Genomic DNA, 19,067 nt, shown 5'->3' with positions numbered 1-19,067 from the left:
GCCGGGCTCTGGTTCCGGCCCGGCCGGGCTCGTGTTCCTGGCCCGGCCGGGACCGGTCGGTGGTCGGGGGGTTAGAGGTACTGGCCGGGACCGGGGCCCTCGCCGGGTTGCCCGGTGTTGCCGCCCGGCATGCCGGGAAGTATGCCGCCGGGGCCCATCGGCAGTGCCGGACGCCCGCCGGAACGCATCTGCTCCAACTGCATCCGGGCCGCCATCTGCTGGGCGACCAGCGCCGCCTGAATACCGTGGAAGAGCCCCTCCAGCCAGCCAACCAGCTGGGCCTGGGCGATCCGCAGCTCCGCCTCGCTCGGCGCGGCGTCCTCGCCGAACGGCAGGGACAGCCGCTCCAGCTCCTCCCGCAGCTCCGGGGCGAGCCCGTCCTCCAGCTCGACGATCGATCGCTGGTGGATCTCCCGCAGCCGGTGCCGGCTGGCGTCGTCGAGCGGCGCGGCCCTGACCTCCTCCAGCAACTGCTTGATCATGCTGCCGATCCGCATCACCTTCGCCGGCTGCTCGATCAACCGCGACGGGTCCTCGCCGGGCGTCTCGCCATCGGTCGGCACGGTGCCGACCGGGCGCCCGTCCGGGCCGACCACCAGCACGGCGCCGCCGCCGGAGCGCTTGCCCGCCGGAGCCGAGTCGTCGTTGTCTTCCTGGGAACGTGGCACGTCGGTCATGCCCCCATCTTCCCGCAACGACCTCCCGCGACACGCGCCGCCCACCGCCGCCGAGCGTGCGCGGTACCGCTCCGCGTCCCGGGGCGTGCTGGCGGCGTCCGCACCGTACGGTCGGCACCATGGCCGAAGACCGTCCCGCCGCCCCACCCGCCGACCCGCGGGAGGTGCTCGATCGGCCGGCACCCTCCCCCGACCTGCGACTGCGGTACGGAGCCGACCCCGAGCAGGTCGCCGACCTGCGCCTGCCCGCCGCACCCGCCGGTCCGGTCCGACCGCTGGTGGTGGTCGTGCACGGCGGCTTCTGGCGGGCCGAGTACGACCGCCGGCACACCGGACCGCTCGCGGCGGACCTGGCCGGCCGGGGTTACCCGGTGGCCCAGGTGGAGTACCGCCGGACGGGGCAGTCGGGCGGGGGCTGGCCGGGCACCTTCGACGACGTCGCGACCGGGATCGCCGCGCTGCCCGGGCTGGTCGGAGCCGTGCTGCCGGCCGGCCGGATGGCACCGGGCCCGCCGATCCTGCTCGGGCACTCCGCCGGTGGACACCTCGCGCTCTGGGCCGCGCTGCGCGCCCCGGCCGGGGTACGCGGGGTGCTCGCCCTGGCCCCGGTGCTGGACCTCGCCGAGGCGTACCGGCTGGATCTGGACGGTGGCGCGGTGGCCGCACTGCTCGGCGGCGGCCCCGAGGACGTGCCGGACCGGTACGCGGCGGCCGACCCGGCCCGGGCGGCGGCACCCCCGGTCCGGACCTCGATCGTGCACGGAACCCTGGACCAGCAGGTACCGGTGGCGTCGAGCCGCCGGTACGCTGCCAGGGCCGACGGCACCGACCTGCGCTTCGTCGAGCTGCCCGAATGCGAGCACTTCGGGCTGATCGACCCACTGTCCCGCGCGTGGACAGTTGTACTGGCCGAGTTACATTGGCTAACTGGGAGATCAGGCGGCATTGACGCAGCACCGCGTTCCCGGTAGAACCCCGGGAGAGCTGCGCTCCCAACGCCGCTCCGGGAGGGATCCGTGTCGCAGATGGACCGCAGACGAGCGCTCAAGCTGCTGGGCTCGCTCGGCGCGCTCGGCGCCACCGGGCTGGCCGCCGCGTGCGGCCGGTCGGACGGCCTCGAAACCGAGGAGCCGATCAGCGACGAACCGGTGCGGATCGGCATGATCGTCGCCCAGTCCGGCGTCTACAAGCCGATCGGCGACGAGATGCTGCGCGGGTTCCAGCTCTATCTCGACCTGAACGACCAGCGGCTCGGCGGGCATCCGGTCGACCTGGTCGTCGCCGACGAGGGCGAGACGCCCGAGTCCGGCCGGGCCGCCCTGGACCAGCTCGTCAAGCAGGGGGTGCTGGCGCTCACCGGAGTGGTCAACTCGGCGGTCATGCTCGGCCTGCGGGACGCCGTGGAGCAGGCGAAGATCCCGCTGATCGGCTCCAACGCGTCCCCGTCGACGTTGCAGAGCGTGGTCTACATCTGGCGTACGTCGTACATCAACGACGAGCCGGGGCGGGCGCTGGCACCGTACGTCAAGGAGCAGGTCGGTGCGAACGGCCGGGTGGCGATCATCGCTCCGGAGTACGACGCCGGTCTCGACTCGGTGCAGGGCTTCCGGCAGAGTTTCGGGGAGTCCGACGAGCGGATCTCCGATCCGGTGATCTGGACCGAGTACTTCCCCGGCAAGCCGCCCCGGAACGCCTTCGCGCCGTACATCACCCAGCTGGTCAACCGCGATCCCGCCGCGATCTACTGCTTCTTCTCCGGCGACTCGGCGGTCGAGTTCCTCAAGAAGCTGCGCCAGGCCGGCTACCGCAAGCCGATCTACGCACCGGGCTTCCTCACCGAGGGTCCGGTGCTCGGGCAGCTCAGGTCGCGTGAGGCCGAGGGCATCGTCACCTCGCTCAACTACTCCGCCGACCTCAACAACGCGGCCAACCGCCGGTTCGCCTCCGCCTTCCGCAAGGCGCACGGCTCGACCCCGACCACCTACGCGATGGCCTCCTACGATGCGGCGCAGGTCCTCGGCAAGGGGATCCGGATCGCCGGGGAGAACCTCAACCCGTTGCAGCTCAACCTGGCGCTCGGCCGGATCGGGCAGATCGACAGCCCGCGCGGCCCGTGGCAGTTCAACCAGCCGCGTACGCCGCAGCAGAAGTGGTATCTGCGCGAGGTGCAGCTGGACGGGCAGGTGCTGTCCAACGTACTGATCAACGAGCTGGCGACGCTCGGCTGACCTGCCGGACGGGGTCCCGGCAGGGCGGGCTCAGTCGCGCAGCTCGGCGACGCAGCACTTGATGCTGCCGCCGCCCTTCTTCAGCTCGGAGAGTTCCACCGGGACCGGCAGGTAGCCCGCGGCGGCGACCTTGGCCGCCATCCCACTGGCCTCGCTGTTGAGCACCACGTGCCGGCCGTCGCTGACCAGGTTCAGCCCGAACGCGAACGCGTCGACCTCGTCGGCGCGGATTGCGTCCGGGAAGAGCTGGGCCAGTACCCGCTGGGCGGCGACCGAGAAGGCCTCCGGGAAGTACACGATGTTGCCGTCGTCGAGCGGGGCCAGCGCGGTGTCCAGGTGGTAGAAACGCGGGTCCACCAGGCGCAGCGAGACGACCGGTCGGCCGAGCACCTCCTGCGCCTCGGCGTGCGCGGCCGGCTCGGTCCGGAAGCCGTACCCGGCCAGGATCAGGCCGCCGTGCGCCTCCGGCAGGTAGGTGAAGTCGCCCTCACCCTCGTTGATCTCGGCGGGTGCGACGAACCGCGCGCCCCGCGCCTCGTGGAAGGAGCGGTGCGCCGCCGCCTCGGGAGTCCGCTGCGGGTGCCGGAACCGGGCGCCGTAGACGGTGCCGTCGACCACGAAGGCGCCGTTGGCCGCGTAGACCATGTCCGGCAGGCCGGGTTCCGGAGCGAGTTCGTGCACCGGGTGACCGAGGCCGAGCAGCGCCTCCCGCAACCCGTGCCACTGCTTGACCGCCAACTCCCGGTCGACCGGGGTGGCGGTGTCCATCCACGGGTTGATCGCGTACTCCACGGTGAAGTACTCCGGCGGACACATGAGATATGTCCGCTTTCTGGGGATCCTCGGCTGGTTCACGGATCCAAGGGTAGGTACGGTAAAGGTTTACTAACAGCCAGAACTGTTGCCTGAGAGAGGCGGAACGTTGCAGATCGACGACGTAGACCAGCGAATCATTGCGTCCCTCGTCGCCGACGCCCGCGCCTCGTACGCGGAGATCGGCTCCCGGGTCTCGCTCTCCGCGCCGGCGGTGAAGCGCCGGGTCGACCGGTTGCGGGCGGCCGGGGTGATCCGGGGATTCACCACCGTCATCGACCCGGCGGCGGTCGGTTGGAGCACCGAGGCGTTCGTGGAGCTCTTCTGCACCGGGCGGACCACCCCGACCCAGATCACCGTGGCGACCCGGCGGCATCCCGAGGTGGTCGCCGCCTACACCGTCTCCGGCGAGGCCGACGCGCTGGTCCACCTGCGGGCGGCCGACATCGCCCACCTGGAGCAGGCTCTCGAACGGCTCCGCGCCGAGCCCTTCGTCACCTCGACCCGGAGCATGATCGTGCTGTCCCGGCTGGTCGACTCGCCGACCGTGGTGGCCGCCCCGGCCTGACCGGGAGCGCCCTCCGGGCGACCGTCCGGGGCAGATGCGGCACAGTGCCGCATCGACATCGGCCACCACGGCTGGCTGGGCTGGGACGACAACTTCGGCCCGGCCGCCCAGCTCTTCCACGAGGCGGCGACCGCCGCCGGGGCCACCGCGGACGACGTGCACGGCTTCATCAGCAACACCGCCAACTACGGCGTACTACGCGAGGAGTTCTTCGACGCCAACACCGTGGTCGGCGGCCGGCCGGTCCGCGAGGCCAGCACCTTCATCGACTGGAACCGCTACGTCGACGAGCTGTCGTTCGCCCAGGCGTACCGGGACGAGCTGGTCTCGGTCGGCTTCAACAACGACATCGGGATGCTGATCGACACCTCCCGCAACGGCTGGGGCGGCCCGAACCGGCCGACCCAGGCCAGCACCTCCACCGACCCGGAGATCTTCGTCAACGAGTCGCGCATCGACCGCCGGATCCACCTCGGCAACTGGTGCAACCAGTCCGGTGCGGGCATCGGCGAGCGGCCGACCGCGTCTCCGGAGAGCGGCATCGACGCGTACGTCTGGATCAAGCCGCCGGGCGAGTCGGACGGCGCCAGTCGGGAAATCCAGAACGACGAGGGCAAGGGCTTCGACCGGATGTGCGACCCGACCTACGAGGGCAACCCGCGCAACCAGAACAACATGTCCGGTGCCCTGCCGGACGCCCCGCTCTCCGGGCACTGGTTCGAGGCCCAGTTCCAGGAACTACTCCGCAACGCCTACCCGCCGCTGTGATCCGCCGGACGGCTCTCGCCCTGCTCCGTTGGAGGATCTGACCCGGCAGCAGCCCGGTAGGAGACCTGGTGCGGTCGACCGACGTCGGCCGCACCAGGGGCGTGTCCGGGTACCGGTGACCGGGGCCGGGAACCGTGGACGCGGGTCGGCGCGTCGAACCGCGCATGACACCCGAACGGGGAACTCGATCCGGCGCCACCGTCGGCACGGCGTTCGTCGCCGGCCTGGCGCTGACCGGCACGCTGCTCACCGGCTGCACCTCCGAGCCGGATCCCACTCCGCCGCCACCGTCGCCCGACACCGGCGTACCGGCCGGTGGGCTGCGGCTGGTCGCCTTCGACTCCTGCGCGAGCGCGCTGGCCGGACTCCGCACCGCAGCCAGGGCGTACGTCGGGCCGTACGGCCTACCGGGCGGCTCTATGGAGCCGGCGTTCCAGGCCACCGACGGTGGTGCCGAGCGGGCCGCCGGCGCCGACGCGGGGACCGCCCGGGACAACGCCGCCGCACCCGGCGCCGGATCCGGCTACTCGGGGACCAACACCCACGAGGCCGGAGTGGACGAGCCGGACCTGGTGAAGACCGACGGCCGGCGCATCGTGACGGTCGACCAGGGCACGCTGCGGGTGATCGATCCGGCGAGCCGGCGGCTGACCGGCACCCTGAAGCTCGACTCCGGCCCGGACTTCGGCTGGGCCGAGACCAACCTGCTGCTGCACGGCGACCGGGCGCTGGTGCTGACCCGGGAGCACGGCGTGGCCGACCCCGGTCTGAGCCGGCGGGCCCGGCCGGGCGTACCACCCGCCGACGACCAGCAGCAGGCCATCGTCGGCCCCCGACTGATCCTGGTCGACCTGGCCGGCGCCCCGAAAATCGTCGGCGACTACCGGATGGACGGCGGCCTGGTCGACGCCCGGCAGGTCGGCCCGACCGTCCGGGTGGTGGTCCGCTCCTGGCCCCGGCTCGACTTCCCGCTGAACAAGGCGGCGGGGCCGGTCGACGAGAAGAAGAACCTCGCCGCCAACCGGAAGATCGTGGACCAGGCACCGATCGACGCCTGGCTGCCCCGCTACCAGACCAGCACCGGTGGGCAGACCAGCACCGGGCGGGTCGGCTGCGACCGGTTGAGCCGGCCGGCGGTCTACTCCGGCACCTCGCTGGTCACCCTGCTCAGCTTCGACCTCGGCGCCGCCAGCCTCGGCGACGGCGACCCGGTGACGGTCGCCGCCGACGGCGAGACCGTCTACAGCAACGGGTCGCGGCTCTACATCGCCAGTGATCAACGCTGGCGGGTGCTGCCGGCGCTGACCTCCGGCGACCGGGCACCCGACCCGAAGGACGAGCAGACCGACATCTACCAGTTCGACATCTCCGGCCCGGACCGGCCCCGCTACGTCACCGCCGCCACGGTGCCCGGCTGGCTGGTCAACCAGTACGCGCTGTCGGAGTGGGACGGACACCTCCGGGTGGCCACCACCAGCGGGCGTACCTGGGGACAGAACCCGAAGTCCAGCTCGGCGGTGTACGTGCTGCGCGCCGACGGGCGGACGCTGACCGAGACCGGCCGGGTCACCGGGCTGGGCAAGGGCGAACGAATCTACAGCGTGCGGTTCGCCGAGGGGACCGGCTACGTGGTGACTTTCCGGCAGACCGATCCGCTCTACACCGTGGACCTGCGCGATCCCCGGAAGCCGACCGTCACCGGCGAGTTGAAGATCACCGGCTACTCGTCGTACCTGCACCCGATCGGGGACGGGCGGCTGATCGGGGTCGGCCAGGAGGCCAACCGGCAGGGGCGGACCGAGGGCAGTCAGGTTTCCCTCTTCGACGTCTCCGACCTGACCAGGCCGACCCGGATCGCCCAGCACCACGTCCGGTACGGCCACTCCGAGGCCGAGTTCGACCCGCACGCGTTCCTCTACTGGCCGGCCACCAGGACGCTGGTGGTGCCGCTGACGACGCACGACGCGGCCGGCATCGACGGCAAGGGCATGCCCGGCGGCGGCGCACTGGTGCTGCGGGTGACCGACGGCGGCTTCACCGAGGCGGGCCTGGTGGAGCACGCCGAGGCCCGTAGCCCGAACTCGAGCGGAATGATCCGCCGCTCCCTGATGGTCGACGGAGTGCTCTGGACCATCTCCGACGGCGCCATCAAGGCGACCGACCTCGGCACCCTCGGCACGCTGGGCGTGATCCGCATCTAGGAGGACTACAGATACATCCCGGTGCGGTGCTCGCCCGTGCCCCGGTGCTGCGGCTTGTCGCCCTCGCCGAAGAACCGCCGGCCGCCGAACTCGCCGTGCAGCCGGTCGTCCAGCTCGTCGGCGAGCCCGGTCATCACCTGTACGGCCAGCATCAGGTGGGTCGCCTGGAAGTTGCGGCCGAAGACCGGGATCGACGCCCAGACGGTGTCGTTGGTGCAGTAGAGCCGGCCGATCGGCATCCGATTGGTCAGCTCGGAGAGCTTGACGTAGAGCTGCTCGGTCGGTTCGACCTCGGTGAGTACCGGGGAGAAGACGTCGACCAGCGGAGGATTGTCCCGGACCCGGACGAAGACCATCGCCGAGCCGGCCCGGATGCCGATGTCGCCGTCGGAGTCGACCTGGAGCTGGTCCGCCGACGACTTCAGCATCGCCGAGACCACTGTCCGGACCCGGTCCTCCAGGGCCAGCGCGTCGTTGCCGCTCTGCGCGGCCCGGGCCGCCGCGAGCGCCTCGTCGAGGTCGAGGTCGGCGGTCGGGTCCGCCGCCACCTCGGGCCGGGCGGTGCCGAGCGGTTCGACCGCGAGCGGCTCGTCTTCCTCGTCGTGGACCAGGAAAACGAGGAAGGCCGGGTGTGGTGCGCCGTACACGTCGCGCAGGGTCCGCGACACGGTGGCGGCGAGCCGGACCGCCTCGCTGGTGCTGGCCCGCATCCCAAAGTGCCCGCCGGAGCCCTCGAGCACGCCGGGTGGCGACCAGCCGAGCGCGATCATGTCGGCGATCGCGGCCCGGTCCAGCCGGTACCCCTGAGGCAGGGCGGCGTTGCCCACCGCCCGCAGGTCGACCTGGCCGTCCTCGCCGATCCCGATGCTCACCGAGTAGACGGCGTCCCCGGTGCCGGAGGCGGTGGGGTCGAGGGTGAGCGCGATCTGCGTACCGGTCGGCAGGCCGCGCAGTTGGGCGGCGAGCGCCCGGGCGAACTCCTGCCACGCCTCGGTCACCTTCACCCGGAGGTCCGCGGTGGTCGGTTCGTCGAGAAGGATCGATTCGTGGTGCTCGGCCGGGCTCCCCTCGGTCACTTCGTCCCCCGGCGCCTCAGGGTTGTCAGCCGCCATAACCGCCTCCGTCCGTCAGGGCACCGCACACCCTACCCAGCCGGCCGGTTGGCCGGGATAGTGCGGACCCCGATCAGACACTAGAGGGGCCGTCCCGGGTACCCGGAGGACAGGCCCCTCTCGGCGCAGACCGTCACTGGCGGCGAGGGCTGGCGGCGAAGAATTCCCACATCGCGGCGGTGGCGTCGACGGCGGCCCGGTAGCCGCTCGCCGACAGCCAGGCGCGACCCATCCCGTTCACCGTGTAGTCGACGACCCGGCTGCCGTCCGGGCAGGTGCTGGCCGTGGGGTTCACCGTCCTGGTCGCGTCGACCCAGACCGGCTTCCCCACGGTGCAACCCAGATTCTTCTGCCAACGGGACAGCCCGCCGTACATCCGGGAGGCGTTCCGGTCCTCCCGGCCGATAAAGGTGATCAGCGAGACCGGCCGGCTCGGCTTGTAGTTCGGGTCACTGGCCGCCGGGCCACCGGCGAAGGCCCCGCTGACCGGCGCGATCGCCGCGAACATCTCGGGCGCCTCGACCCCGAGCGCGTACGTCAGCTCGGCGCCGGAGGAGAACCCGGTCGCGTAGACCCGGGCCGGGTCGACGGACCACTCCTCGACCATCTTGTCGACCAGCGACCGGACGAAGTTGATGTCGTCGCCCTGCTCGGCAACTCGGCTGAACTGCCTGCTCAGCGATTTCGGGTAGGCGACCAGGAAGCCTTCGGTGTCGGCGAGGGCGTTGAGCCCGCTGGTGTCCCGCAGCCGGTCGGGGCTCTGGTCGGTGCCGTGCAGGGCCACCACCAGCGGGGTGGGCGCGCCGGGGCGGTAGCCGGGCGGGGCGTGCACCGCCCAGCTCCGTTCCGCACCGGCCCGGTCGAGCGCCAGGGTGTGGTCGCCGGGCGCCGGGGACGAGGCGCTCCTCAAGACGTACGCGCTGGCCGCCGCCGATCCGGACGGGATGCGGGAGTTCTATCTCACCGAGGCCGAGACGTACCAGCGCCGCCTGGACGCCTTCCAGGAACAGCACGCCGACCTGCTGTCCCGGCACGCGGACGATCCACTCCATCCGCAGTTCGGCGCCTTCGCGACCCTGGAGCTGGCGCTGGCCGGCACACCGCCCCGGATCCGCTGGTGCCGGTGGATGGCCGAGCGGATGACGGAACTCGGCCGGCTCGGGCGCGAGGAGCCCGGGCCCCGATCCGAGGAGTTGTCCTAGCAGCGTGTCCGGCTGACCAGCATCGGGACGCGCCAGTAGCCGGAGGCGCCCGGTGCTATTTGACGACACATAATAGCTAGCTATTATGTGTCGCATGATAGTTGCCGAACACGTTTCCGCCACGGATCGGCGTAGCCAGTTGCTTCGTGGGGTGCTCGACATGTGCATGCTCGCGTTGCTGGCCGGGGCGCCGACGCACGGCTACGAACTGGTCCGCCGTCTCAACGCCGCGGGCCTGGAGGCGGTGGGGTACGGCACCGTCTATCCCCTACTCGCCCGGATGGGTCGGCTCGGCCTGGTGGCAGTCGAGCTTCAGGACAGCCCGAGCGGACCGGCCCGCAAGGTCTACCGACTGACGCCGCAGGGCCGCCAGGCGTTGCACGGCTGGGCCGGGCAGTGGGCCGGTTTGGTGGACATGATCAACGCCACGCTCGCGGGCCTGGCGCCTTCGACGTCGAGTACCGAGGAGTGAACATGGGCAAGGTAGCCGAAGGCAACGTCGACTTCTCGGTCAAAGAGGTCATGGCCCTCGCCGACCGGGAGTGGCGCGCCATGGGAGTCATCGAGGCCGACCGGGCGGGGCTCGTCGACGACCTGCGGAGCGAGTTGACCGGGGCGGCGGCCGAGGGGCTGACGCCGCGTCAGTTGCTGGGTGCCGACATCCGCGGGTTCCTCCGTGATCTCGCGGCCGGGGCCGGGGTGCAACGCGTGCCACACGAGTTCAGGCGGCTGTTTCTGACCGCGTTCGCCGGCGCGCTCCCCGGGATGGTCCTGGCCTGGATCCTCCTCTGGGAAAGACCGCTGCCACTGGAGCCGAGTCCGTGGCTGCTGACTTCGCAGTACCTCGCGTTCTCCCTGCTCGTTCTGGTCGGTGCGCTGGTCGCGGTGCGCTGGGGGATGCGCGGAACAGCGGTGATCGGCCCGACGGTGTCGCGGATGGCGCTGCTGGTGCCGCTGGCCGGTGCGCTGGCCACCCCGGTGGTGATGGGCTTCGCCGCGCTGGTCGGTTACAGCACGGCCTTGCCAGCCGTTGCCGTCGAGGCCGCGATCGTGGCCGCCGCACTCGGCGGGGCGATCGTCCTGGCCCGACGCTGGGCGCTCGCCCCTGCCCTCGGGCCGGCCCGAGCGGAGGCCGCCAATGTCGCCTGAGGGGTGGGCACCGGCAACGGTGCGCCGATCGCGGGAGGGCACCGCAGTACTGGGCAGGGTCCTGGCCGGGGTGCTCGGAATCGGACTACTGCTCGGCTCGGTGCCGCCGGTCGCCGCCAGCACGCCCGTTGCGCCGGGGAAGCGGACGACGGGCGAGCAGCACGGAGCGACGCGGTTCTCGGTCACCCTTCTGACCGGAGATCGGGTTTCGGTCCCGTCCGCCGATGCGAAGAGGATCACGGTACGGCCGGCCAGGAGCCGCGGCCACATCCAGTTCGTGGTCCGGCGCGAGCGTGACAGCGTGTACGTCGTCCCGAGTGACGCCCAGCGCCTGGTCCAAACGGGCAAGATCGATCGGCGGCTCTTCGACGTCGCCGGACTGCTCCGGGCCGGCTACCACGACGACGCCCGGGGCACGTTGCCGCTGATTGTCACCTACCGTCTCAGTGCCGCGCGCAGGGGCGGCGATACGCTCGCCGCGGCGGGCGCCCGGGTCACCCGTGACCTGCCCGCCATCTCCGGTGCGGCGATGACCGCCGACAAGTCCGACGCCACCGCCTTCTGGAACGCGGTGACCGCAGGAAACCGGGCGCAGCGCGGCGAGACCGCCGGCGGCATCGACCGGATCTGGCTGGACGGCAAACGGCGGGTCTCGCTCGACACCAGCATGCCGCAAATTGGCGCACCGGTCGCATGGCAGGGCGGATACACCGGCCGTGGGGTCACCGTCGCGGTCCTCGACAGCGGTGTCGACGCCCGGCATCCCGACCTGGCCGGCAGGGTGGCCGACTCGGTCAATTTCACCGACGCCACCGACGACGGCGATGTGACCGGCCACGGTACCCACGTGGCGTCCACCATCGCCGGCAGCGGAGCTGCTTCGGGCGGCCGGTACCGGGGTGTCGCGCCCGAGGCGACGCTGGTTTCCGGCAAGGTCTGCCCGGGCGAGTTCTGCGACGACTCGGCGGTTCTCGCCGGCATGCACTGGGCCGCGGCCGACAAGCGGGCAACCGTGGTGAACCTCAGTCTCGGCGCCCCCGACACGCCGGAGATCGACCCGATCGAAGAGGCGGTGAACCGGCTCACCGCCGAGTACGGCACCCTCTTCGTGGTCGCGGCCGGCAACAGCGGCGCGGACCGGGCGGTCAGCTCGCCGGGCAGCGCCGACGCGGCGTTGACCGTCGGCGCCGTCGACCGGGCCGACCAGCTCGCCGGCTTCTCCAACCGCGGCCCTCGGCTCGACGGCGCGGTCAAACCGGACCTCACCGCACCCGGCGTCGACATCGTCGCAGCCCGGGCCGCCGGCACCGAGCTGGGTACCCCCGTCGGCGACCGATACGTCACCGCGTCCGGCACCTCCATGGCCACCCCACACGTCGCCGGTTCGGCGGTGCTCCTGGCCCAGCGTCGTCCCGGCTGGACCGCCGAACGCCTCAAGGCGGCCCTCACCGGCTCGGCGAGAACCAATCCCGGTCTCACCCCGGACCAGCAGGGTGCCGGTCGCGTAGATGTGGCCGGTGCGATCACACACACGGTGACCAGCACCCCGGTCAGTCTCGGCTACGGCCTGGCGGCGTGGCCGCACGAGGACGACGCGCCGGTTGTCCGGACCGTCACCTACCGCAACTCGGGCCCCAACGCGGTGACGTTGGACCTGACCGTCAAGGCCGCCGGCCCGGATGGTTCGCCGGCACCAACCAGCCTCTTCACGCCCGCCAGCCGCTCGGTAACCGTGCCGGCAGGCAGCGATGCCGAAGTCGCCGTCGTCGCGGACACCAGCGTCGACGGTCCGGACGGGCGCTATTCCGGTTACCTGTTCGCCACCGCCGGCTCGGCCGTGGTCAGCACTCCGCTGTGGGTCGAGAAGGAGATCGAGAGCTACGACGTCACCGTCACCACGATCGACAAGACCGGTACCCCCACCGGCCTCAGCGCACCGGAGCTGTTCGACCTCGAACAGGACGTGTACGAGTGGCCCAGGGACGATGACGGTACCGCCACCATCCGGGTCGCCCGGGGCAGCTACCAGGTCGACGCGGTCATCTGGACCCCCCGCGGTCCGGCCGAGCCCGAGCACGACAGCGCCTTCCTGGTGCGGCCGATCGTGACCGTCGACAGGGACACTACGGTCGTGCTGGACGCCCGTACCGCTGAACCGGTCCGGACGACGGTGCCCGATCCGACCGCCCGACCGGCGCTGGTCGAGGTGTCGTACACACGGCGCCACGGGGGCAGTTCCGTATTCCGGGGATTGCTGGGCGCCACCTTCGAGGTCCTGAGCAGCCGGCAGATCGGCCCGGCACCGGCCGCGCCCGACTTCGTCGGCGCGGTCGCCAGCCAGTGGGCGCTTCCCGGCCCGGACGGAACGTTCGCCGACAGCCCGTACCTCTATGCGGTCGCCGAGCCGTTTCCCGGCCGGTTCCCGACCGGCTACACCCGCCGCTACACGGCCGGAGAGTTCGCGACCGTACAGCAGGAGTTCGGCCCGGCAGGGCCGGGGCGCGGCGGCGTACGGCAGACCACGCCCGAGTACGGGCACGGCAACGGCAACCTGATCAACGAGATGCCCCTGCCCCGTTCCGGGCGCCGAGTCGAGTTCTACAGCACCGACCAGGTGCGGTGGCGCTCCGAAATCCTCATCGGCGTCCCCGACGACACCGGGCTGATCGACCCGCAGCTTCTCCTCCTCCAGGCACCCGTGACGTACCGAGCCGGGCGGGTGTACCGCGACCGGTGGAACACCGGACCGTACGGAGTGGCGTTCCCCGAACCCGAGGCGCCCGGGGAGTGGGTCACCCGGCAGGGGGATCGGATCCTGGTCGACATACCGTTCTACGGAGACGGCGCCGGACACGCGGGGTTCACGGTCCCGGACACGACCCGTACCAGGCTGTACCGCAACGGCGCGCTGGTCGGGGAGAACGACACCTTCGACCACAGCCAGTTCGAGGTGCCGGCCGGACGCGCCGAATACCGGCTGGAACTCGACCTCACCCAGGCGGTCAGCGACCTGACGACCCGGGTCACCGCAGAGTGGACGTTCCGGTCCGGGCACGTCGACGGCGACGTCCCCGCCCGGCTGCCGGTCTCCGCGGTCCGGTTCACCCCCACCCTCTCCGCCGGCAACTCGGCCCCGGCCGGCCGGCCGTTCGACATCCCGGTCACCGTCCAACGCCAGCCCGGCGCCCCGCACGCCGACGTGCGGCGGCTGACCGTCGACGCCTCCTACGACGACGGTCGGACCTGGCACAGGGCGACCATCCGGAACGGAACCGCCAGACTTGTCCACCCGAACCGGCCCGGGTACGTCTCACTGCGGGCCAGCACCACTGACAGCGCTGGCAACACGACGATCCAGACCCTCACACACGCGTACCGAATTCATTAGCCCACCGTTCGTGGGGCGGCCCCCCCGCGGGGGGGCCGGCGGCGAGCCGCCCCGGGGTTGGCCCACCTTGCTCCCCCCGGCGACCCTAATAAATTCCCCCCCGGTGCGAGGCGGGCCAGCTCGGCGGGCTGTCCGTCGACGAGCGGCAGAGGCTTTGACCACCGTTGCTCGGTCCAGGCCCGCAACAGCGACTCCATCGGCCCGTACCGGAACCGGGCCATCCACGCCGCGCTGGCGGCGAGCTGCACGCAGTAGATCGCGACCGCGATGAGTACGACGACCGGGGGTGCGACGGCACCGGCGAGGCCCAGCCCGACGCCGGTGAAGACCAGCACGCAGAGCAGCGACTGACCCAGGTAGTTCGACAGGGACATCCGTCCGGCCGGCGCGAGTACGGCGACGACCCAGGTGACAGCCGGTGAGCGGGTAGATCGCCGGTGGGGCAGGCCCTACCCCAGGGCTCTCGCAGCACCCTCGGCGAGGTGGCGAACTGCCAGAGCGGGGTCACGGTCACGGACGCTGCCTCCTGTCCCCTAGGCGTCGGCGCCGCCTCCCTCGGAGGTCCAGCGGGCGGCCAGGTCGGTGAGGTTGGCCGCCGCGACCGCCGGGTCCGCGCCACGACCGACCGCGAGCCCGAGCAGATACGCGGTGACCGGAGCGCCGGGCCGGAGAACGTTGTGCGCCACGTCGCGGGCCAGGTCGAGTACCCGGGGCACGTCGACCTGCCCGGGATCGACATCGAGTTCGGCACAGGCCGCCGCCACCCAGCGGTCCATCGCGTTCACTTGATCCACTCCTCCGCCCGGCGTACGTCGTCCTCAGTGTCGCAGTCGAACCAGGGTGGCGGCCCCGTCCCCCGCCACGCCAGCTCGGTCACGGTCAGCCCGGCGATCAGGGCACGCATCGACGTACCGGTGAGGGTGCCGTCGCGGCCGGCGGCCAGCCGGGTCAACGCAGCCCGCAACGGAGCAACCCGCCAGACCCCACAGAGAAACTGCGCCCGTCCGGTGTCGTCGACGTAGACCACGCCGTCGGCACCGGGAGCCCGGGACAGCGCGGTACGCAGTTGGCGTACCGCGTCGGTGGTCAGCAGTGGCAGGTCGGCGGCGAGCAGCGCGACGGTGCCGGATGCGTCGGGCGACGCGGTGCCGGTGGCGGATGCGTCGGGCGGCGCTGTCGCGGGGAGCAGGGCCAGGCCGGCGGCGAGCGCGGCGACCGGTCCGCCGCCGGGCGGTCGCTCCCGGGTCGCCTGCACGCCGGCCGGCAGCTCGCCGGCCGGGCCGACCACGATCCGGAGGTCGGCGTCGGCGGCCGCCGCGAGCACCCGGTCCATCATCGGGCGACCGCCCACCGGCAGCGCCGGCTTGTCGGCACCACCCATCCGGCGGGCCGCCCCACCAGCCAGCACCACCGCCGCGAACCCGGCCGGCTCGGACTCGGCGGGTGACCCGACTCCGCCGGCCGGCTCGGGTTCGGCGGGCAGCCCGACTCCGCCGGCCGGATGGAGTTCGGCGGGCAGCCCGACTCCGCCGGCCGGGGGTTCGGCGGGTGACTCGATTCCGCCCGTCGGCTGGAGTTCGGCGGGCGGCCCGATCGCGGTCATCCGGTAACGGTAACCGGGGCTTACGGCGGTGTGCGGGAGCCCGCGAGGCAGGATTATGGGATGGGACGAGCCAGTGGTCGGCGGAGTGTGCTGCGGATAGACCTGGACTCCGCCGAGGCGGGTGGTCGGGTCTCGGTGCGCCGGCAGGACAACCTCGCCGCCGAGGAGCCGCTGGAGATCCGGGTGGGTCCGGCCGGGCCGAACCGGCGCGCCCCGCTGGCGGTCACCATGCGTACCCCCGGCGACGACATCGACCTGGCGATCGGGTTCCTGCTCACCGAGGGGATCATCCGGACCGCCGACGACGTACGCACGGCGCAGCTCTGCGCCGGCACCGACACCCCGAACACCTACAACGTGGTGGACATCGTCCTCGCCGACGACGTACCGGCACCGGCCACCGATCCGGCCCGGAACTTCTACACCACCAGTTCGTGCGGGGTGTGCGGCAAGGCCAGCATCGACGCCGTCCGGACCCGGTCCCGGCACGACGTGTCGACGGACCCGGTCACCGTGCCGGCACGTACCCTCGCCGATCTGCCGGATCAGCTCCGGGCGGCCCAGCGCGGCTTCGACCGTACCGGCGGGCTGCACGCCGCCGGGCTGTTCAGCGCCGACGGGAAACTCGTGGTGCTCCGCGAGGACGTGGGCCGGCACAACGCGGTCGACAAGGTGATCGGCTGGGCCGTCCGGGAGCAGCGGCTGCCGCTGCGCGGACACCTGCTGCTGGTCTCCGGCCGGGCCAGCTTCGAGCTGACCCAGAAGGCGTGGATGGCCGGCATCCCGCTGCTCGCCGCCGTCTCCGCGCCGAGCACCCTCGCCGCCGAGCTGGCGACCGAGGCCGGGATGACCCTGGTGGGCTTCCTCCGGGGCGGCACCATGAACGTGTATGCCGGAGACACCCGGATCAGCTTCTGACCCGTACTCCCCCACCCAGTTCCGGCGGGGCCGGGGTGTCTGCGGTGCGGACTGTCGAGCTGCCCCGTCTGTGCTCACACCGGATCCCCAAGCTCGTGCCCTACCTGGGAGGTAATCGCCAGGGCGCGGTTGCGCTGGCAGGCTCGACGGGCAAGCGTGATCAGCACTGGAGGCATGTCATGGACACCCGAGCCACCGTCGAGGAACTGCTGCGCCGGATCGGTGCCGGCGACCCGGACCGGGCCGCCGCGCTCTACGCCGAGGCGGTCGACTGGAAGGTCAACTGGCCCGAGCCGACCCACCCGGCGGTGCCGTGGATCCGACCCCGGACCAGCCGGGCGGACGTCGTCGACCACCACCGGACCCTGGCGGCGAGCAGTGTGCCGGGGCAGGGTTCCGTCGCGATCGACAGGATCCTCGTGGACGGCCCGGACGCGGTGGTGATCGGCGAGACCGCGCAGACCGTACGGGCCACCGGGAAACGGTTCAGCACCCGCTTCGCCCTGCACCTCACCGTCGAGGACGGCTTGATCGTCCGGCACCACGTCTACGAGGACAGCCTCGCCGTCGCGCTGGCCTGCGAGCCGACTCCCGCCACGGGCACCGCCGGATAGCTCTCCCGCCAGGCCGGGTCCGTGCGCCACCCGAGTCGTCATCGCCGCTCGTCTCCGGGGCAGGGCGGCGAGCCGTCGCGGTCGGAGTCGAGCCAGTCGTCGAGTACGGAGGGGCCGATCCCGGCCTGCAACGCCTCGGCCAGGAGCTGGGCGAACGAGTAGCCGGGCTGCGCCTGCAACGCGCGTTCCACCGCCACGCTGGCCAGGGCGCCCTGCCCGGCCCGCCAGGCGGCGAAGCCGAGCAGGCTGGCCGGGGCGGGCACCAGGTCCGGCTCGGCCCTACGGAGCACGTCCGTCCAGAGCGCGAGGTGCCACTCCTCGCCACCGGTCCGCTGCCAGGCGTCGTCCCGGACCGGCAGGTGCACCAGGAGCAGGCTGAGCCAGGCCACCTCGTCGTCGGTGAGCTGGCCGCCCGTACGGTATCGGTGCATCGCCCGGCGTACCGCCGTACGGCCGGCCCGGCGCAGCGCCCGGCGGCCCTGCGGATCCCCGGGCGAGGGCTTGTCCAGCAGGGTGCCGAGGCGGAACTCCGCCCTCCTGGCCGCCTCCCGCAGCGCGTCCCGGGCCGGGCCGTCCACCGGGGCGATCCGCCGGACCAGGGCGTCCCGGTCGGGGAGCACGACCTGGCCGGCGAAGGTGGCCGCCGCAGCGAGTTGACTGGTCGAGGAGTCGAACGGCCGCCCCTCGGCCGGGCAGCAGTCCGCGTCTCCGCAGAGGTAGGACCAGTAGCGGTCGCCGGTCACCCGGAGCGCTTCGAGCACCGGCAGTCCGACCCGACCGAGGGCGGCGGTCACCGCGTCGACCGCCGGGGTGACCCGGGCCGGTTCGCCGTACCCGATGACGGTCGTGGTCTCGACGCGCTGCCGGGCGACGACCGCCGCGACCTGCGTGGCGGCCTCGCCGACCTCGACGGTGGCCGCCGGCCCGGCCGTGGTGCCGGGCAGGTCGCCACGGGCGACGAAGACGACCCGGTTGCCGCGCAGCGCGATCACCACCACGCTGTCGGCCGGGTGGAAGCCGAGCAGGTACGGCACGGCGGCGAGCAGGTCGGTGGTCGAGCGGACGGCGAGGACGGCTCGATCGATCGGGGTCATGGCGGGCAGCGTGCCGAGGCGGGCAGCCCCGCCGAGACCCCTGTGGACGACACGCCCGAAGTTATCCACAGCTACTCTTCGTAGTTCCGCTGCTCAGCCGGCAGTCGCGACCCGCCGCCGGATGCATCGGATTTCGTCGATACCAATGGAAGCCAGCCCAGGAACCGTGCGGCGAGATCCATCGGTTCCCGACCGGGCTGGTCCTCGATCGCGGCCAGCAACCGGCTGGCCAGGAAGACGGCCAACCGGTGCCGGTCGTCCTGGTACATCGCCAGCAACACCAGCCGGGCGGGCTGGCACGGCCAGGGTCCGCCGCACTCCCGGCAGCGGAACAGCGGGCGGATCGGCGTGTGCGGCCGGAACCGGGCGTACGGCCGGCGGGTCACCACCGGGAGTTCCTGGCCCGCAGGCGCGACATCGGGTACGGCGCGGGTGTGATCGAGTCGGGGCAGCGCCAACGAAGTCCGCAACGGCAGTAGCGCCACAGTCGGCGCCAGTCCGGGCGATGTTCGGAATCTGATCGAGATCGCCATTTCATGGTGCCTTCCTTCCGCCCGGCGGGATGCGCGATGGAAGCGGGGGCGGCGGCGCGGACGTACACCCCGATGCCACCCCCGCGCACATCCGCCCGTCCTTTGGAGAATCACGGTCTGGATCCGGACGAATGCGCTTGCCTTCCACTCTGGACGCGGGATGGCCGACCCGGGAAGATGGGCGACGGCCGGGTGGTCG

At 72.2% G+C, this 19,067-nt stretch carries 19 protein-coding genes and 1 pseudogene; 11 read left to right on the top strand and 9 right to left on the bottom strand.

Going from position 1 to position 19,067, the window contains the following annotated elements; translation table 11 throughout:
* Positions 1–71: 71 nt before the first annotated feature.
* Entirely contained in the window at positions 72–677 is a 606-nt protein-coding gene (locus R6Y94_RS32900) for a bacterial proteasome activator family protein (protein ID WP_318399976.1), read from the bottom strand.
* 119 nt (positions 678–796) lie between these two features.
* On the opposite strand from R6Y94_RS32900, the gene R6Y94_RS32895 reads away from it, so the two are divergent.
* Positions 797–1,648, top strand: a complete 852-nt coding sequence (locus R6Y94_RS32895; RefSeq protein WP_318399975.1) for an alpha/beta hydrolase — start codon at positions 797–799, stop codon at positions 1,646–1,648.
* 45 nt (positions 1,649–1,693) lie between these two features.
* Positions 1,694–2,905 carry an ABC transporter substrate-binding protein gene (locus R6Y94_RS32890; RefSeq protein WP_318399973.1) on the top strand — a complete coding sequence of 404 codons (1,212 nt, stop codon included), beginning with the start codon at positions 1,694–1,696 and terminating at the stop codon, positions 2,903–2,905.
* 30 nt (positions 2,906–2,935) lie between these two features.
* Here R6Y94_RS32890 and ddaH read toward each other — a convergent pair whose 3' ends face one another.
* The gene (ddaH, locus tag R6Y94_RS32885) at positions 2,936–3,721 is read right to left on the bottom strand and encodes a dimethylargininase (RefSeq protein WP_318400034.1); all 786 of its coding nucleotides are present in this window, start codon (positions 3,719–3,721) and stop codon (positions 2,936–2,938) included.
* A 106-nt stretch (positions 3,722–3,827) separates the two neighbouring features.
* Between ddaH and R6Y94_RS32880 the strand changes: the two genes are divergently transcribed.
* From R6Y94_RS32880 to R6Y94_RS32870, 3 genes and pseudogenes are all read left to right on the top strand, one after another.
* The gene (locus tag R6Y94_RS32880) at positions 3,828–4,286 is read left to right on the top strand and encodes an Lrp/AsnC family transcriptional regulator (protein ID WP_318400033.1); all 459 of its coding nucleotides are present in this window, start codon (positions 3,828–3,830) and stop codon (positions 4,284–4,286) included.
* A gap of 51 nt (positions 4,287–4,337) precedes the next feature.
* Positions 4,338–5,054: pseudogene (locus R6Y94_RS32875) on the top strand (glycoside hydrolase family 6 protein); the annotation flags it as partial.
* 164 nt (positions 5,055–5,218) lie between these two features.
* Complete coding sequence (locus tag R6Y94_RS32870; protein WP_318399972.1) at positions 5,219–7,255, top strand: beta-propeller domain-containing protein; 2,037 nt, start codon at positions 5,219–5,221, stop codon at positions 7,253–7,255.
* A gap of 5 nt (positions 7,256–7,260) precedes the next feature.
* On the opposite strand, the gene R6Y94_RS32865 is transcribed toward R6Y94_RS32870, so the two are convergent.
* Together R6Y94_RS32865 and R6Y94_RS32860 are read right to left on the bottom strand one after the other, a co-directional pair.
* Entirely contained in the window at positions 7,261–8,367 is a 1,107-nt protein-coding gene (locus R6Y94_RS32865) for a T3SS (YopN, CesT) and YbjN peptide-binding chaperone 1 (protein WP_318399971.1), read from the bottom strand.
* Positions 8,368–8,500: 133 nt separating this feature from the next.
* On the bottom strand, positions 8,501–9,277 hold the full coding sequence (locus R6Y94_RS32860) for an alpha/beta hydrolase family esterase (RefSeq protein ID WP_318399970.1): 777 nt from the start codon (positions 9,275–9,277) through the stop codon (positions 8,501–8,503).
* Here R6Y94_RS32860 and R6Y94_RS32855 point away from each other — a divergent pair.
* The 4 genes from R6Y94_RS32855 to R6Y94_RS32840 all read left to right on the top strand — a co-directional run bounded on the left by R6Y94_RS32855 (position 9,240) and on the right by R6Y94_RS32840 (position 14,106).
* On the top strand, positions 9,240–9,569 hold the full coding sequence (locus R6Y94_RS32855) for a hypothetical protein (protein ID WP_318399969.1): 330 nt from the start codon (positions 9,240–9,242) through the stop codon (positions 9,567–9,569). The genes R6Y94_RS32860 and R6Y94_RS32855 overlap by 38 nt on opposite strands.
* Before the next feature lie 94 nt (positions 9,570–9,663).
* Positions 9,664–10,041, top strand: a complete 378-nt coding sequence (locus R6Y94_RS32850) for a PadR family transcriptional regulator (protein ID WP_318399967.1) — start codon at positions 9,664–9,666, stop codon at positions 10,039–10,041.
* A gap of 2 nt (positions 10,042–10,043) precedes the next feature.
* Positions 10,044–10,718, top strand: coding sequence for a hypothetical protein (locus R6Y94_RS32845; RefSeq protein ID WP_318399966.1), 675 nt, complete (start codon positions 10,044–10,046; stop codon positions 10,716–10,718).
* Positions 10,708–14,106 carry a S8 family peptidase gene (locus R6Y94_RS32840; RefSeq protein ID WP_318399964.1) on the top strand — a complete coding sequence of 1,133 codons (3,399 nt, stop codon included), beginning with the start codon at positions 10,708–10,710 and terminating at the stop codon, positions 14,104–14,106. The genes R6Y94_RS32845 and R6Y94_RS32840 overlap by 11 nt, the downstream gene beginning before the upstream one ends.
* Here R6Y94_RS32840 and R6Y94_RS32835 read toward each other — a convergent pair.
* The 3 genes from R6Y94_RS32835 to R6Y94_RS32825 all read right to left on the bottom strand — a co-directional run bounded on the left by R6Y94_RS32835 (position 14,103) and on the right by R6Y94_RS32825 (position 15,487).
* Positions 14,103–14,552: a DUF418 domain-containing protein gene (locus tag R6Y94_RS32835; RefSeq protein ID WP_318400032.1), complete on the bottom strand. Its 450-nt coding sequence runs from the start codon at positions 14,550–14,552 to the stop codon at positions 14,103–14,105. The genes R6Y94_RS32840 and R6Y94_RS32835 overlap by 4 nt on opposite strands.
* 87 nt (positions 14,553–14,639) lie before the next feature.
* Positions 14,640–14,891, bottom strand: a complete 252-nt coding sequence (locus tag R6Y94_RS32830) for a DUF6457 domain-containing protein (RefSeq protein WP_318399962.1) — start codon at positions 14,889–14,891, stop codon at positions 14,640–14,642.
* A complete protein-coding gene (locus R6Y94_RS32825) occupies positions 14,888–15,487 on the bottom strand; it encodes a molybdenum cofactor guanylyltransferase (RefSeq protein WP_318400031.1) in 600 nt (199 codons plus the stop codon). The genes R6Y94_RS32830 and R6Y94_RS32825 overlap by 4 nt, the downstream gene beginning before the upstream one ends.
* Before the next feature lie 282 nt (positions 15,488–15,769).
* Between R6Y94_RS32825 and fdhD the strand changes: the two genes are divergently transcribed.
* Positions 15,770–16,627, top strand: a complete 858-nt coding sequence (fdhD, locus tag R6Y94_RS32820; RefSeq protein WP_318399961.1) for a formate dehydrogenase accessory sulfurtransferase FdhD — start codon at positions 15,770–15,772, stop codon at positions 16,625–16,627.
* A 179-nt stretch (positions 16,628–16,806) separates the two neighbouring features.
* Complete coding sequence (locus R6Y94_RS32815) at positions 16,807–17,241, top strand: nuclear transport factor 2 family protein (protein ID WP_318399959.1); 435 nt, start codon at positions 16,807–16,809, stop codon at positions 17,239–17,241.
* A gap of 38 nt (positions 17,242–17,279) precedes the next feature.
* On the opposite strand, the gene R6Y94_RS32810 is transcribed toward R6Y94_RS32815, so the two are convergent.
* Positions 17,280–18,335 (bottom strand): DUF4192 domain-containing protein, encoded by a 1,056-nt coding sequence (locus R6Y94_RS32810; protein WP_318399957.1) that lies wholly within the window; start codon positions 18,333–18,335, stop codon positions 17,280–17,282.
* Between the two features lie 71 nt (positions 18,336–18,406).
* On the bottom strand, positions 18,407–18,805 hold the full coding sequence (locus R6Y94_RS32805; RefSeq protein ID WP_318399955.1) for a hypothetical protein: 399 nt from the start codon (positions 18,803–18,805) through the stop codon (positions 18,407–18,409).
* Between the last annotated feature and the right edge of the window lie 262 nt (positions 18,806–19,067).

This window comes from Plantactinospora sp. KLBMP9567 (assembly GCF_033446045.1).
In the GTDB taxonomy this organism is placed as follows: Bacteria; Actinomycetota; Actinomycetes; order Mycobacteriales; family Micromonosporaceae; genus Plantactinospora.
Note: the sequence above shows the minus strand (reverse complement) of the source record. Positions and strands in the feature narration are given on the sequence as shown.

Excerpts from the sequence above, each read along its gene's own strand:
- R6Y94_RS32900 (WP_318399976.1), bottom strand. The coding sequence starts at position 677 with ATGACCGACGTGCCACGTTCCCAGGAAGACAACGACGACTCGGCTCCG.
- ddaH (WP_318400034.1), bottom strand. The coding sequence starts at position 3,721 with ATGTGTCCGCCGGAGTACTTCACCGTGGAGTACGCGATCAACCCGTGG.
- fdhD (WP_318399961.1), top strand. The coding sequence starts at position 15,770 with ATGGGACGAGCCAGTGGTCGGCGGAGTGTGCTGCGGATAGACCTGGAC.
- R6Y94_RS32825 (WP_318400031.1), bottom strand. The coding sequence starts at position 15,487 with ATGGGTGGTGCCGACAAGCCGGCGCTGCCGGTGGGCGGTCGCCCGATG.
- R6Y94_RS32810 (WP_318399957.1), bottom strand. The coding sequence starts at position 18,335 with ATGACCCCGATCGATCGAGCCGTCCTCGCCGTCCGCTCGACCACCGAC.
- R6Y94_RS32815 (WP_318399959.1), top strand. The coding sequence starts at position 16,807 with ATGGACACCCGAGCCACCGTCGAGGAACTGCTGCGCCGGATCGGTGCC.
- R6Y94_RS32895 (WP_318399975.1), top strand. The coding sequence starts at position 797 with ATGGCCGAAGACCGTCCCGCCGCCCCACCCGCCGACCCGCGGGAGGTG.
- R6Y94_RS32845 (WP_318399966.1), top strand. The coding sequence starts at position 10,044 with ATGGGCAAGGTAGCCGAAGGCAACGTCGACTTCTCGGTCAAAGAGGTC.
- R6Y94_RS32870 (WP_318399972.1), top strand. The coding sequence starts at position 5,219 with ATGACACCCGAACGGGGAACTCGATCCGGCGCCACCGTCGGCACGGCG.
- R6Y94_RS32840 (WP_318399964.1), top strand. The coding sequence starts at position 10,708 with ATGTCGCCTGAGGGGTGGGCACCGGCAACGGTGCGCCGATCGCGGGAG.
- R6Y94_RS32865 (WP_318399971.1), bottom strand. The coding sequence starts at position 8,367 with ATGGCGGCTGACAACCCTGAGGCGCCGGGGGACGAAGTGACCGAGGGG.
- R6Y94_RS32850 (WP_318399967.1), top strand. The coding sequence starts at position 9,664 with ATGATAGTTGCCGAACACGTTTCCGCCACGGATCGGCGTAGCCAGTTG.